Here is a 13,857-nt window from a genome sequence, read left to right as displayed (position 1 = left end):
TCAGCACATCCGCTCAATCGCGGCACGACGGTTTGCTTCAGTATCCGGCGACTTCCATCACGGCCGGTCACTGACACATGAAAGGTTTCATGCAACCGCGTTTCGCCCTGGCACTGTTGTATTGCGCAATGACCGACTCGGCATTTGCCAGCGGATTTCTCGACGACGCCAAAACCGAAGTGCTCAGCCGCAACTTCTACCTGAGCAACGACTATCGCTCGCCCTCTCCGTCCGGGAAAAACTACAAACAGGAATGGGCTCAAGGGTTTATCGGCACTTTCGCATCCGGTTTCACGGATGGAACCATCGGCTTTGGCCTCGATGCTCATGCCTTTTATGGTTTGAAACTCGATGGCGGCAAAGGGCATTCCGGCACGGGACTGTTGCCGGTGGACAGTGATGGCCGTAGCGAAAGCGAATACTCCAGCGCGGGTGGTGCGCTGAAGCTCAAGGCCTCGAAAACCACCCTCGCCTTCGGTGAAATGACCGTGGAAACGCCGGTATTCGACACTTCGGACAAACGCCTGCAACCGGAATACGCCACGGGGTTTCTGCTCGACAGCCGCGAGATCGATAACGCGCGTCTTGTCGCCGGGCGTTTCACTGCGTTCAAGAACCAGGACAGCTCCTCCGGCAGAGGCGACTTTCAGGGCTATGGCGCAAGTACCCAAGGTGAAAGCATCAGTTTTATCGGCACCGACCTGTTCAGCGACAGCCCGGTGGGCGGCGCGTTGTATGCGTCCGACCTGAGCGACACCTGGCGCCAGTACTACGCCAACCTGCATTTCAAACAGTCCGGTCTGTTGCTTGACGCCAACGTCTACCACACCCGCGACACCGGACAGGCGTTGGCCGGCGACATCGACAACACCGCGTTCAGCCTCTCGGGCAAATACACCTTCGGTGCCCACGCGGTCATGCTCGGCTGGCAACGCATCAATGGTGACACGCCGTTCGATTTCGTCGGCGGCGACTCGATCTACCTGGCCAACTCGATCAAATACGCCGACTTCAACGGCGCCAACGAACGTTCCTGGCAAGCACGTTACGACCTGGATCTCGGCGCCTTCGGCATTCCCGGGCTGAATTTCATGACCCGCTACGTCGCCGGCAGCCACATCGACGGCACCCACGCGCCCAAGGGCGGCGCCTATAGCCCGTTCGACGCGGACAGCGGGCAATACCAGCCGCAGCAAGGGGACGGCGGCAAACACTGGGAACGCGACATCGATCTGCGCTACATCGTCCAGTCAGGTGCGGCCAAGGATCTGTCGGTGCAGCTGTCCCACGTTTCGCACCGGGCCAACAGCGCCCAGGCGGGCGATGACATCGACCGGATCTACGTGGTGATCCAGTACCCGTTGGGCTTTTGAGGGACATTGGCGGAAGGCAGCCGGAGTCGAACCTGCCCGGGAACGGATGCCGTCCCCAACCGGGTTTGAAGCCCGGCCGCGCCACCGGGCGCGATTGCCTTCCATGAACTCAGTCCGCGCCGGGGTTGGCCAGCGCACTGTCGGAGCGGATTTGCCGGCCTTCGCCGACGCGCCGGGTCAGGCCCAGCCGATCGAAGTATTCGAGGATCTGAATACTGCGCTTGCGTCCCAAGCCTAGCGCATCGCGGAAGGCCGTGACTTCGATCTGCGGATTTTCTTCGGCCAGGCGCAGCAGCACCGCCGCCATTTGCCGCAGCGTGATATCGGTGACAAACAGGTCGCGCACCACCTGATGCATCACGCCAAGGCGCGCCAGTTTGCGCAGCAGCAAACGCACAGCCGCGTCTTCCTGACCAACGACTTTCGCCACATCACGAACCCACGGCGGATCGAAGCCGGCCTGTTCGAACAATGGCTGCAGCGCCTGCCACAGGGTTTCGTCATCGGCGCTCAGGCGCACCTGATGGTCGGGCAAATGCAGCCACGGGCCGCTGGCGACCAGGGAGCCGGCGCCGAGCAGTTCTTCCAGCAGGCTGATAAAGGTCGCGCGTTCGAGGCTCAAACCGCTGAAACGCCGCAGACGGTCGCGATCCGGGCCCATCTGATCGGGCTCCAGCTCATGAAAGCGCGCCAGTTGTTCCAGCAAGGTGAACTTGAGCATGCCCCAGCGCTGCGCATTGAACAGCACCGGGCCTTGTCGGGTTTCGATCAGGCGGACGTTGTCCGGCAGCGTCCAGCCGTCACGCGGACGATTGAACTGACGTTCCAGACGCTGCGGATCGAGGCCGCTTGCGCTGTATTCCAGTAGCGTCGGCAACGCCTGTTCCAGCTCGGAGCTGATCGCCAGCACACGCAGTTGCGCCAGCCGTTCCGGACTGCGGCGCTGACGGGCCGGGGCGAAGGGATCGAGCACACGCCCGCCGCCGAGCGTTCGCTGGGCGCTGGCATCACGCAGGATCAGCGGATCGCCGTGGACGCCATGCACCGGAGCGTTCGTCAGCAGTTGCGCAAACATGCGCTCGCCGGGCGCCAGGCTTGAACCCTCCAGCAAGGCGACCCGCGCGATCACATCTTGCGTGCCCAGATGCAGGTGCACCGGCTGGAAATGCTCGAAAACCCGCTCGCCCGGCAACAACCGGAATTCGATATCCAGCCGCTGGGTCGGCGCGTGCAGCCATTCGGCGAGCAACCATTGGCCGCGATGGATCTGCCCGAGTTCCAGACGATCCGCGCTGATGTTCAGGGCCACGCGCTGGCCGGCGAAGGCTTGTTCGGCGGCGTGATTCTGCGCGTGCAGGCCCCTGACCCGCACGGTTTTGCCCGCCGGGCCGAGGCTGAGTTTGTCACCCACGACGACCGAGCCCGAAAGCGCCGTCCCCGTCACCACGATCCCGGCGCCGGCGACACTGAACGCCCGGTCGATGGCCAGGCGAAAACCGCCTTCGCGACTGCGCTCCTCGCCTTCTATCTGCAGCAATGTCTGGCGCAGCGCATCGACGCCCTCGCCCGTCACGCTGGAAACCGTCAGCAACGGTGCTTCGGCATAGGGCCCGGGTGCCAGCAGGCTTTCAACCTGTCGGCGAACCTCTTCCACCCTGCCCGCCTCGACCCGATCACACTTGGTGATCGCCACCAGCGCCCGTGGAATGCCCAGCAGCTCGACAATCGCCAGATGCTCGCGGGTCTGCGGCATCACGCCGTCATCCGCCGCCACCACCAGCAATACCAGATCGATGCCCTGCGCGCCTGCGAGCATGTTGTGGGTGAATTTCTCGTGGCCCGGCACGTCGATGAAACCGGTCAGCCCGGCGCCGGGCGCCAGTTCTGCGTACACATAACCGAGGTCGATGGTCATCCCGCGCTCGCGTTCCTGCGGGCGGCGGTCGCCGGTTTGCCCGGTCAGCGCTTGCAGCAGTGACGTCTTGCCGTGGTCGATGTGCCCTGCCGTGCCGACGATCACGTTTGCAACTGCCCGAGTTGCGCCTGCCACGCCGGTTCATCGTCGAGTTGCCGCAGATCCAGCCACAACGCGTCGTCATCGATCCGCCCGAGCACCGGGATCGGCAAGGCGCGCAGCGCGGCTTCCAGATTCAGCAGGCAACGGCCGCGCAGGCGTTTCGATACTTGCGGGCGCAGGCACAGCGCTGCGCTTGGCAGGCGCGCCACCGGTTGGCTGCCGCTGCCGATCATGCCCAGCGCGGGCTCCGCCGTGACGATCCAGCCCTCGCCCAACAGTTCGGACAAGGTCGGTCGCAGGCGTTCGGCCTGGGCCAGAATCTCGGCTTGCGGTCGGGTCAACAGGCGCAGGCTCGGCAAACGCTCGGCCAGACGATCCGGGTCGCGATAGAGCCCGAGCACCGCTTCCAGTGCCGCCAGCGTCAGTTTGTCGACCCGCAACGCGCGTTTCAGCGGGTTCTTCTTGATCTTCGCGATCAAGTCCTTGCGCCCGACGATCACCCCCGCCTGCGGCCCGCCAAGCAACTTGTCGCCGCTGAAGGTGACGATGTCGGCGCCATCGAGCAGCGCCTGACGCACCGTCGGTTCCGCCGGCAGGCCCCAGCGGGTCAGGTCCAGCAGGCTGCCGCTGCCAAGATCTTCCAGCAACGGCAGGTCATGCCGATGGGCCAATGCCGCCAGTTCGGAAGTCGGCACCCGGGCGGTGAAGCCTTCGATGCTGTAGTTGCTCGCGTGCACGCGCATGATCAGGCCGCTGCGCGGGCCGATCGCCGCTTCGTAGTCGCGGGCATGGGTACGATTGGTGGTGCCGACCTCGTGCAGGCGCACGCCAGCACGGCTCATGATGTCGGGGATGCGGAACGCGCCGCCGATCTCGATCAGCTCGCCCCGGGAAATGATGCCTTCCTTGCGCGCGCCGAGGCTGTTGAGCGTCAGCAGCACGGCGGCGGCATTGTTGTTGACCACCGTGACGGCTTCGGCGCCGGTCAGCTCGCGGATCAGGCCTTCGATCAGATCGTCGCGGTCACCGCGCTTGCCGCTGGCCAGATCGAATTCCAGGTTCAAGGGATAGCGCGCCGCAAGTTGCACCGCTTCAATGGCTTCTTCGGGCAACAAGGCGCGCCCGAGGTTGGTGTGCAGCACCGTGCCGGTCAGGTTGAACACCCGGCGCACCTGACTGCGCTGCTTCTGGGCCAGACGTTCAGCAACCCTTCCGGCCAGCGCTTCAGGGCTGATTTCAACGGCGGTCAGTTGCCCCGTCACCACGGCTTCGCGCAAGTCATCCAGTAACTGGCGAAACCCCGTCAACAAGGCCTCGCGCCCATAACGCTCGGCCAAAGGCTGGCACGCGGGGTGGCGCAACAGGCTGTCAATCGACGGTAACCGCAGGGCAACACTTACGGACATCAGGCACTCCCGAAATCGAAATACGCCTGATGATGTTAGACCACCCTGCTTCTAGCGCAGCGCGGCCCGCTGAACCGGCACATAGGTTTGACTCAAGTCCGTCGCCCAGCCATCGAGCACGGCTTTCACGTTATCGGGCGTCATGATCTGTTTGTCGTTTTCCAGCGGCACGCCCTTGCCCTTGCGCACCACCTCGGCCACAACCTCCCCGGTCGAACCGTCCTCGAAGGACACTTCGGTGGCGATCTCACTGTCCCGGTCACGAATGCCGGTAGCGCTGCTCACCCCGGCCGCGACCAGTGTCACCGGCAGCCATTCATAAAAGCGCAGACCCTGAGTACTAGCGGCGACCTGGGTGATGGCCGGTTTGACGATCAGTGTGTTAGGGCCGGGTTTAGAAACCAGCGGCAGCACCTTGCCCAGCTCGAGCCTGAGGGCTGCGTCGTAGTAGTGGGTCACGCCCGACAAGGTACTTTGGGGAATGCGCTGCGACGGCTGGGGCCGGGGATAGAACTGGCTCGGCGCCAGGTAAACCTGGGTGTAACGCCCCCTCATCAGTGTCGGGCTGACCCAGCTCAGAATCTTGTGCCCCGAAGCGGTCTGCCCTTCCTTGAGCACGCTGTAATCCCGCAGAAACCCGGCCTGCGGCTCGGCCGGAAGCTTTTTGCTGCTGCACGCCGACAGGCTGAGGGTGGCGGCAAACAGCACGGCCAGTGAGCGATGGCTAGTCATCGATGGTGTTTCCTTGTTCAAGCGTGGACGTGGCTGTGCGGGGTGTTGTCGGAGCACTCGATGCGCAACTGGCCGTGGGTCATGATCCATTGGATGAATTCGGCGGTAGGAATCGTGTGCAGGTATTCGACCCAATGGGCCTCGGTCGGGCTGAACCGTTCGAAATAGCGGCGCAGGATCAACTGGCTCTGATCGTTCGTCAGCCCCAGGCACGTCTCTTGGAACAGGATCGGCGTGTCGGGACCCGGTGCGGTGGTGCGCTGGGTCAGGATCAACGGGCGCACGGCGCCATGGTCCCGGGTGATGTAGCCGCTGTTCATGTCCTTCATGTTGAGCCCCCTTGGTTGGAAGGCCTGCAGAGTGCCTGCGGATGTTTGCCCGACGATGTCCGGCTGATGTCCGCGCTGAAGGAATGTTGCAGGATTGAAATATATGACCGGCGCATCGAAATGGTTTTAGATGCGCTTCTTTTGGGTTCATGGATTGCGCAAACGTGAGCAGATTGCTGATCGTCGATGACGACGGGGAAATTCTGTCCTTGCTGAAGAAGTTCTTCGTTCAGCACGGCTATCAGGTCGATGTCGCCGCCCATGGCGAGGCCATGTGGGCGGCCATTGCGCAGGCACGGCCGGACACGATCATCCTCGACCTGATGCTCCCCGGTGAGGGTGGCCTGAGCCTGTGCCAGAAAGTCCGGGCGCAGATGGGCATCCCGATCATCATGCTCACGGCCATGGCCGAGCTGAGCGACCGGATCGTCGGCCTGGAATTGGGCGCCGACGACTACCTGACCAAGCCCTTCGCCCCGCAGGAGTTGCTGGCCCGGGTGCGCGCGCTGCAACGCCGGGTCGGTGAGAACACGCCGTCCGGCGCCGAGCCTTCACGCCCGGTCATGGCCTTCGCCGGTTGGCATCTGGACATCACCTGCCGCGAACTGCGCTCGCCCGAAGGCGTGATGATTCCGATGTCCGCCGGCGAATTCGACCTGTTGCTGGTGTTGCTCGAACATCCGCAACGCATCCTGACCCGCGAACAACTGATCGACCTGACCCACGGCCAGGGCCACGACGCCTATGACCGCAGCATCGACGTGCAGATCAGTCGGCTGCGGCGCAAGATCGAACCGGACAGCAAACGCCCGGACCTGATTCGTACCGTGCGCAACGGCGGCTACATGTTCACCGCCAAGGTCAGCCGCTCATGATCGGCCGGATGCTGCGGCGCGACACCCTCAGCCGGCGGATTGCCCTGACAATCGTCGCGGCGATGCTCGCTTCGCTGCTGCTCAATGCGCTGTTCGTTCAGGTCGCCGGCATCTGGGCCCGCCCACCAATCGAGCGCACCGGGCTGCTGGAGCAGATCGCCGCCACCACCCGAGTGGTCGAGGCCGCGCCGGCAAACTTGCGCCCGCAACTGGCCAGTGCCGCCAGCAGCCCGATACTTGAGGTGTTGTGGAAACCCCGTCGAGCCGACTTCGGTCTGCCGGGGGACGGCGAACAGGTCGAAGCCGGAAAAGTGCCGGCGCTGCGGCAATTGCTTGGCGATAACCGACAGATCGATGTGTTCAACCCCGATGACTGGCCTGCCGGCAGCCCTCGCGCGCATTACATGGCGCTGGTGCGGCTGGCGGATGACAGCTGGCTGTCGTTCACGCCGCCGGAGCGCAGTTGGGGCTTGAGCCTGAACGTGCGGATTGCTGTGATCGTTGCCCTGGGGCTGGTCGCCACCCTGCTGGTCGCCTGGCTCGCCACGCGGCAACTGGCCCAGCCGTTGCAGCGCTTTGCCCATGCGGCGCGGCGTTTTGGCGGGGATCTGAAAGCGCCGCCGATCCACCTCGAAGGCCCCCATGAAATCCGTCAGGCCATCGTCGCCTTCAACACGATGCAGGCGCAGATCCAGCATTTCATCGGCGAACGCACCCACATGCTCGCCGCCATCTCCCATGATCTGCGCGCCCCACTGACCCGGATGCGCCTGCGCAGCGAGTTCATGGAAGACCTCGATCATCAGGGCAAACTGATCCGCGACATCGAGGAAATGCAATCGATGATCAACGCCGCCCTGGCGTTCTTCCGGGAAGACACCCATCTGGAGCAATCCACCGCGTTCGATCTGTCGGAGTTGCTGCAAACCATCGTCGATGACTACCGCGACCAGCACATCGACATCGACTTCAGCGGCCCGGCGCATGTGGTGTACGACGGCCGGCCGCTGGGCATCAAACGGGTCATCGTCAATCTGTTGGATAACGCGGTGAAATACGGACAGCGACCCAGTGTGGCGCTGAGCTGCGATGACACGTCGATCCGCATCGAGGTCATTGACGAGGGGCCGGGAATTCCCGAGGACGCGCTGGAGCGGGTGTTCGATCCGTTCTTCCGTCTGGAGACTTCGCGCAACCGTGATACCGGCGGCGTCGGGCTCGGTCTTTCGGCGGCGCGAGGGATCATTCGTGAACAGGGTGGTGAACTGAGTCTGCGCAATCGCCGCAGCGGCGGCTTACGCGCACGGGTTGAATTGCCGCATCGCTGAGGCTTATTCGTCGCCGGGCGCCAGCAGCAGATTCGGCGCCAGGCGCTGATAGCCGTCCTGAGCCAGGCGCATGTCGAGCAACAGACTGCCCAGATCCGCCGACAGCGCCTCGCCCTCCCCGTCGTTTTCCAGATACAGCAACTTCAGATAGCTGTTGCAGCCCGGACAGACTTCGGCGCGCAACGGCGCCTGATTGGCGGCGTGGCGGTCATCCTCGAGGCTCAGGTATTCAAGCCCTTTGCTCTGCTCGCAATACACGCACTTGACCCGCACCACATGCCATTCGCAGGCGCACAGTGAACACACCAGATAACGCAGGCCGTTGTGCTTGCCGCGATGGCGGATCACCCCGGCCATGGCTGGCGAACCGCAGGCCGGGCACTGGCTGAGGCTGTCGCCGGGCGTCAGTTGCAGGTTTGGTGCATTGAGCAGCCAGTGACTCCACGCCGCTTGCAGCGCCGCCCCGAGAAACGGCACCAGCGCCGCCGGCACCAGCGAATACTGGCCGCTGACCAGCGCCACCGCCCAGGCGCGCAACTGGCCGGGGCTGGCAACGCGCAGCGTGGTCACGGCCTCGACCACCGCTGGTTGTTCGGGAGCGACATAGCGCTGGAGCAAGGCTCCGAGATAAAGCTGCCAGGTGTCCTCGCGAATCAGGGTGTCGGCGGCGAACGGCGGCATGCCGTGTTGCCGACAGACTTCCAGCCGCTGTTCATCGAGCGGCACGGTCGAGGGCGGGTCGTCGAAGATTTGCTGCTGGACACGGCACAAACCGGCGATCAAATGCAGGTAATCGGCCAGCGGATGACCTTCGGCCAAGCGCTCAAGGCGCTGGGCCCGCAACGTGAACAGGTTGTGCGGCGGCAGGTGCAGAAACGGCGGCGAACTGGCCGCCGCTTCGATTTCTCCGGGTTCGAGGATGGTTGGCAACTGTCAGCCCTTTTTCGTGACCGGTCGCTCTGGCGGATCTTTGCTGTCCACCTCGCGATACCAGAGTGCATGGTGTTTCCTGGCCCAGGCGCGGCTGACCCAGCCGTGCATCATCGCGTCCACCGAACCCTTGATCCAGATCCCGGCGTAGACGTGAACGATGATGCTCAGGATCAGCACAAATCCCGCCAGAGCGTGTAGCAACATCGCCCAGCGAATCGTGGTGATGCCGAAGTAATGACTGAAATACGCGCGCCAGATCACCAATCCCGTGAACAACAATCCGAGCATGCACAGCAGTAAAGTCCAGAACAGCAGCTTTTGCCCGGCGTTGTATTTGCCCACCGCCGGCACGGTCTCCTCGTCGTTGACCAGCACCCGGTCAATGCGCCGCAGCCATTTCCAGTCGTTGTCGATAAAGAAGTTCGAGCGCCAGAAGCGAAATACCAGGCCGAGGAAGAACACGAACATCAGCACGCCCATGAACGGGTGCAGGATCCGCGTCCACGGGCCGCCGCCGAACAGGTGGGTCAGCCAGAACATCGACGGATGAAACAGCGCCAGCCCCGACAGCCCGGCCATGAAGAACAGGATCGCCACCAGCCAGTGATTGGTACGTTGGTTGGCGGTGTAGCGCAGGATCGTCTTGTTGCTCATGGCCGGTCCTCCCCGCGTGGGTCAAAGGTGTGCACCGCCGGATCGACAACGTGCACCGAGGTGTCGGGCGGTTCGGGATGTTCATCTTCCTCGACCCGGTTCGGGCCGATCCGCACGTAATGGAAGAACCCGGCCAGCACCGCCGCGCCCATGGCCAGCAGGCCCAGCGGTTTGCTGATGCCTTTCCACAAGCCCACCAGCGGACTGATCTCGGGGTTGTCCGGCAGGCCGGCGTAGATTTTCGGGGTGTCGGCGTGGTGCAGCACGTACATGACGTGGGTACCGCCAACGCCTTCCGGGTCATACAGGCCGGCGTTGTCGAAGCCACGGCTTTTCAGGTCGACGATGCGTTCGGCGGCGTGGGTCTTCATGTCGTCCTTGGTGCCGAACACGATGGCGCCGGTCGGGCAGGTTTTCACACAGGCCGGTTCCAGCCCCACCGCCACCCGGTCCGAACACAGCGTGCATTTGTAGGCCTTGTGATCCTTCTGCGAAATACGCGGGATGTTGAACGGGCAGCCGGTGATGCAATAACCGCAGCCGATGCAGTGATCCTGATCGAAATCGACGATGCCGTTGGCGTGCTTGATGATCGCGCCGGGGCTGGGGCACGCCGCCAGGCATCCGGGCTCGGCGCAGTGCATGCAGCCGTCCTTGCGGATCAGCCATTCGAGGTTGCCGGCGTCGGTTTCGTGCTCGGTGAAGCGCATCAGCGTCCATGAATCGGCGCTCAGGTCCTGCGGATTGTCGTAGGTGCCGTGGTTGTGGCCGACCTCGTCGCGCAGCTCGTTCCATTCCGAGCACGCGACCTGACAGGCCTTGCAACCGATGCATTTGGTGGTGTCGATCAGCTTGGCCACCTGTTCCTGGCCGCGTATCGAAGGCGCCGGGGTCGTGGTGGCCGAGCGGGCAATGATGTCTTGGCTGGCCATCTAAAGATTCTCCATCAGAGTTTCTCCACGTTGACCAGGAATGACTTGGATTCCGGGGTCTGTGTATTGCCATCGCCGAGGAACGGCACCAGGGTGTTGGTCAGGTAACCGTGGCGCGTCAGGCCGGTGAAACCCCAGTGCAGCGGAATGCCGATCTGGTGCACCACCTGGTTGTTGACCTGCAACGGCCGGATCCTTTTGGTCACCACCGCCACCGCTTCAATGAACCCGCGCTTGCTGCTGACCCGCACCCGGTCGCCGGCAGCGATGCCCTTCTCCTTGGCCAGCACTTCGCCGATTTCCACGAACTGCTCGGGCTGGGCAATCGCGTTCAACTTGCAGTGCTTGCTCCAGAAGTGGAAATGCTCGGTCAGCCGGTAGCTGGTCGCTGCATACGGGTAATCCTTGGCTACGCCTAGGCTGTCCCACACCGAATCGAAGATCCGCGCCGCCGGGTTGCTGGTGGCTTTCTTGTTGTCCGGGTGCAGCGGGTTGATGCCGATCGGCGTTTCGAACGGCTCGTAGTGCTCGGGGAATGGCCCTTCGTTCATCTTGTCGACGGCGAAGAACCGCGCCACACCTTCGGGGTTCATGATGAACGGGTTCATCCCGGCTTCCGGCGGCACGTCGGCCTTGTAGTCCGGCACATCGGTGCCGCCCCAGGCCTTGCCGTTCCACCAGACCAGGCGTTTTTTCGGATCCCACGGCTTGCCGGCGACGTCCGCCGAGGCGCGGTTATAGAGAATCCGCCGGTTGGCCGGCCAGGCCCACGCCCAGCCCTGATGCTGGTGCATGCCGTAAGGGTCGTTGTTGTCGCGACGGGCCATCTGGTTGCCGGCTTCGGTCCAGCTGCCGCAGAAGATCCAGCAGCCGGACGCGGTGCTGCCGTCATCCTTGAGCTGGGCGAACCCGGCCAGTTGCGCATTGCCCTTGATCGCCGCGCCGGTGGCGTCGGTGAAATCGGTGGTGGCGTAGCCGTTGATCTCTTTGGCGATCTCTTCCGGTGAGGGCTCTTCGGCAATCTTGTACGGCCACGACAGCTTCAACAGCGGATCGGCGAATTTGCCGCCCTCGGCCTGATAACGCTCACGCAGGCGCAGGAACAGCGCACTCATGATCTGAACGTCGGTGCGCGCCTCGCCGGGGCCATCGGCGCCTTTCCAGTGCCATTGCAGCCAGCGGCTGCTGTTGACCAGCGAACCGTCCTCTTCGGCAAAACAGGTGGTCGGCAGGCGAATGACTTCGGTCTGGATGTCGGCGCTCTTCACATCGTTGTACGGCCCGACGTTTTCCCAGAACTGCGAGGTTTCGGTGGCCAGCGGGTCCATTACCACCAGCCATTTCAGTTTGGCCAGTGCCGCCATCACCCGGTTCTTGTCCGGCAACGCGGCGATCGGGTTGAAGCCCTGGCACATGTAGCCGTTGACCTTGCCCTGCCCCATCAGGTCGAACACCTTGAGGATGTCGTAGTTGGGGATGTCGAGCTTCGGCAAGTAGCTGTAGGCCCACTGGTTTTCGGCAGTGGCATTGGCGCCGTACCAGGCTTTCATCAGGCTGACGTGGAACTTGCTGTAGTTCTGCCAGTAGGACAATTGCCCCGGCCGCAACGGAACCTGGGTGCGTTTATGGATGTAGGCCGCGTAATCCTGCTCGGCGTCGGTCGGCAGGGTCAGGTAACCCGGCAGCGCGTTGGACAGCAGGCCAAGGTCTGTCAGGCCCTGAATGTTCGAGTGCCCGCGCAAGGCGTTGACCCCGCCGCCCGGCATGCCGACGTTGCCCAGCAACAGTTGCACCATCGCTGCGCTGCGTATTATCTGCGAGCCGATCGAGTGCTGGGTCCAGCCCAGCGCGTAGAGAATGGTCATGGTCTTGCCCGGTGCCGAGCAAGTGGCAATTTCCTCCCAGATCTTTTTCATCGCATCGACCGGCATGCCGCAGATCTGGCTCGCCAGGTCGATGTTGTAGCGGCTGTAATGCTGCTTCATCAGTTGATAGACGCAGCGCGGGTCCTGCAGGCTCGGGTCGACTTTGACGAAGCCGTCATCCCCCAGTTCGTAACCCCAGGTGGATTTGTCGGTGTAGCTGCGTTTGGCCGCGTCGTAACCGGTGAACAGCCCGTCCTCGAAGCCGAACCCGGCTTTGACGATGAACGAGACGTCGGTGTAGTTGCGCACGTATTCGTGCTGGATCTTGTCCTCGGTCAGCAGGTAATTGATCAGCCCGCCCATGAACGCGATGTCGCTGCCGGTGCGGATCGGCGCGTAGTAATCGGCCACGGACGCGGTCCGGGTAAACCTCGGATCGACCACAATCAGCCGCGCGGCGTTGTGCGCCTTGGCTTCGGTCACCCATTTGAAGCCGCAAGGGTGGGCTTCTGCTGCGTTGCCACCCATCACCAGGATCAGATTCGCGTTGGCGATATCGGTCCAGGTGTTGGTCATGGCTCCACGGCCGTACGTCGGGGCAAGACTTGCCACCGTCGGGCCGTGTCAGACACGCGCCTGGTTATCGAACCCCAGCATGCCGAGACTGCGAACCACCTTGTGGGTGATGTAGCCCGCTTCGTTGGACGCTGCCGACGCTGCGAGGAAACCGGTGGTCAGCCAGCGATTGACCGTCTGGCCCTGGGCGTTCTGTTCGACGAAATTGGCGTCGCGGTCGGCCTTCATCAGGTCGGCGACGCGGTCGAGGGCTTCGTCCCAGGTGATCCGGGTCCATTCGCTGCTGCCGGGCTTGCGCACCTGCGGGTACTGCAAGCGGCCGGGGCTGTGAATGAAGTCCAGCAGACCGGCGCCTTTCGGGCACAAAGTGCCGCGGTTGACCGGGTGGTCGGCGTCGCCCTCGATATGGATGATGTTTTGCGCAACGTTCTTCGCGGCATCGCCCTGGCTGTACATGATCAAGCCGCAACCGACCGAGCAATACGGGCAGGTGTTGCGGGTTTCATGGGTGTGGGCAAGCTTGAAGTGGCGCACCTGCTCGGCGAAGGCCTGCGTCGGGGCCATGCCCAACGCGCCCAGGCTAGAGCCTGCAAGGCCGATACCGGCGACCTTGAAGAACTGACGACGGCTGAGATCCATCGTGCACTCCTGATCAGGTGGAACCCGGTACTGGTGCCGGGTTTGTTCTGGACAATCACGGTTGCGGCAGACGAGTGCCGACTTTTTCACTGTAGACAAAGCTCCCGCCGCTTGTGTGAAAACCGACCGTCGGCCATTCATCGGTCACAAGTTCGCGCCCACAGGGGATGGGGGTTTATCATCGCCGGCACGACCCAT

At 63.3% G+C, this 13,857-nt stretch carries 11 protein-coding genes and 1 tRNA gene; 3 read left to right on the top strand and 9 right to left on the bottom strand.

Translation table 11 applies throughout. The annotated features are described in order from the left end of the window. Positions 1 to 128: 128 nt before the first annotated feature. Positions 129 to 1,373, top strand: coding sequence for an OprD family porin (locus ABFB52_RS14985; protein ID WP_305955801.1), 1,245 nt, complete (start codon positions 129 to 131; stop codon positions 1,371 to 1,373). A gap of 7 nt (positions 1,374 to 1,380) precedes the next feature. On the opposite strand, the gene ABFB52_RS14980 is transcribed toward ABFB52_RS14985, so the two are convergent. The 5 genes from ABFB52_RS14980 to ABFB52_RS14960 all read right to left on the bottom strand — a co-directional run bounded on the left by ABFB52_RS14980 (position 1,381) and on the right by ABFB52_RS14960 (position 5,857). Continuing rightward, positions 1,381 to 1,476 (bottom strand) — tRNA-Sec (locus ABFB52_RS14980). A 6-nt stretch (positions 1,477 to 1,482) separates the two neighbouring features. Continuing rightward, positions 1,483 to 3,393: a selenocysteine-specific translation elongation factor gene (gene selB / locus ABFB52_RS14975; protein WP_129973782.1), complete on the bottom strand. Its 1,911-nt coding sequence runs from the start codon at positions 3,391 to 3,393 to the stop codon at positions 1,483 to 1,485. After that, positions 3,390 to 4,796, bottom strand: a complete 1,407-nt coding sequence (gene selA / locus ABFB52_RS14970) for an L-seryl-tRNA(Sec) selenium transferase (protein ID WP_129973774.1) — start codon at positions 4,794 to 4,796, stop codon at positions 3,390 to 3,392. The genes selB and selA overlap by 4 nt, the downstream gene beginning before the upstream one ends. Before the next feature lie 51 nt (positions 4,797 to 4,847). After that, the gene (locus ABFB52_RS14965) at positions 4,848 to 5,528 is read right to left on the bottom strand and encodes a DUF3313 domain-containing protein (RefSeq protein WP_129973773.1); all 681 of its coding nucleotides are present in this window, start codon (positions 5,526 to 5,528) and stop codon (positions 4,848 to 4,850) included. Between the two features lie 17 nt (positions 5,529 to 5,545). Next, positions 5,546 to 5,857: a hypothetical protein gene (locus ABFB52_RS14960; RefSeq protein ID WP_129973772.1), complete on the bottom strand. Its 312-nt coding sequence runs from the start codon at positions 5,855 to 5,857 to the stop codon at positions 5,546 to 5,548. A gap of 149 nt (positions 5,858 to 6,006) precedes the next feature. Between ABFB52_RS14960 and ABFB52_RS14955 the strand changes: the two genes are divergently transcribed. Together ABFB52_RS14955 and ABFB52_RS14950 are read left to right on the top strand one after the other, a co-directional pair. Beyond that, positions 6,007 to 6,732 carry a response regulator gene (locus ABFB52_RS14955; protein ID WP_102686172.1) on the top strand — a complete coding sequence of 242 codons (726 nt, stop codon included), beginning with the start codon at positions 6,007 to 6,009 and terminating at the stop codon, positions 6,730 to 6,732. Beyond that, positions 6,729 to 8,060, top strand: coding sequence for an ATP-binding protein (locus ABFB52_RS14950; RefSeq protein ID WP_129973771.1), 1,332 nt, complete (start codon positions 6,729 to 6,731; stop codon positions 8,058 to 8,060). Before ABFB52_RS14955 ends, ABFB52_RS14950 begins: the two co-directional genes overlap by 4 nt. 3 nt (positions 8,061 to 8,063) lie before the next feature. Here ABFB52_RS14950 and fdhE read toward each other — a convergent pair whose 3' ends face one another. The 4 genes from fdhE to fdnG are packed head-to-tail and all read right to left on the bottom strand — an operon-like array spanning position 8,064 to position 13,659. Then, positions 8,064 to 8,990: a formate dehydrogenase accessory protein FdhE gene (fdhE, locus tag ABFB52_RS14945; protein WP_129973770.1), complete on the bottom strand. Its 927-nt coding sequence runs from the start codon at positions 8,988 to 8,990 to the stop codon at positions 8,064 to 8,066. A 3-nt stretch (positions 8,991 to 8,993) separates the two neighbouring features. Further along, a complete protein-coding gene (locus ABFB52_RS14940; protein WP_129973769.1) occupies positions 8,994 to 9,647 on the bottom strand; it encodes a formate dehydrogenase subunit gamma in 654 nt (217 codons plus the stop codon). Then, entirely contained in the window at positions 9,644 to 10,579 is a 936-nt protein-coding gene (fdxH, locus tag ABFB52_RS14935) for a formate dehydrogenase subunit beta (RefSeq protein ID WP_129973768.1), read from the bottom strand. Before fdxH ends, ABFB52_RS14940 begins: the two co-directional genes overlap by 4 nt. Before the next feature lie 14 nt (positions 10,580 to 10,593). Then, positions 10,594 to 13,659, bottom strand: a complete 3,066-nt coding sequence (gene fdnG, locus ABFB52_RS14930; RefSeq protein WP_165369567.1) for a formate dehydrogenase-N subunit alpha — start codon at positions 13,657 to 13,659, stop codon at positions 10,594 to 10,596. Between the last annotated feature and the right edge of the window lie 198 nt (positions 13,660 to 13,857).

Source organism: Pseudomonas sp. 9.2(2024) (assembly GCF_039695385.1).
Lineage (GTDB): Bacteria > Pseudomonadota > Gammaproteobacteria > Pseudomonadales > Pseudomonadaceae > Aquipseudomonas > Aquipseudomonas paraglycinae.
Note: the sequence above shows the minus strand (reverse complement) of the source record. Positions and strands in the feature narration are given on the sequence as shown.

Bases quoted from the DNA above. Each gene is read 5' to 3' on its own strand.
- ABFB52_RS14985 (WP_305955801.1), top strand. From the start codon at position 129: ATGACCGACTCGGCATTTGCCAGCGGATTTCTCGACGACGCCAAAACC.
- selA (WP_129973774.1), bottom strand. From the start codon at position 4,796: ATGTCCGTAAGTGTTGCCCTGCGGTTACCGTCGATTGACAGCCTGTTG.
- ABFB52_RS14965 (WP_129973773.1), bottom strand. From the start codon at position 5,528: ATGACTAGCCATCGCTCACTGGCCGTGCTGTTTGCCGCCACCCTCAGC.
- ABFB52_RS14960 (WP_129973772.1), bottom strand. From the start codon at position 5,857: ATGAAGGACATGAACAGCGGCTACATCACCCGGGACCATGGCGCCGTG.
- ABFB52_RS14955 (WP_102686172.1), top strand. From the start codon at position 6,007: ATGGATTGCGCAAACGTGAGCAGATTGCTGATCGTCGATGACGACGGG.
- ABFB52_RS14950 (WP_129973771.1), top strand. From the start codon at position 6,729: ATGATCGGCCGGATGCTGCGGCGCGACACCCTCAGCCGGCGGATTGCC.
- ABFB52_RS14940 (WP_129973769.1), bottom strand. From the start codon at position 9,647: ATGAGCAACAAGACGATCCTGCGCTACACCGCCAACCAACGTACCAAT.
- fdxH (WP_129973768.1), bottom strand. From the start codon at position 10,579: ATGGCCAGCCAAGACATCATTGCCCGCTCGGCCACCACGACCCCGGCG.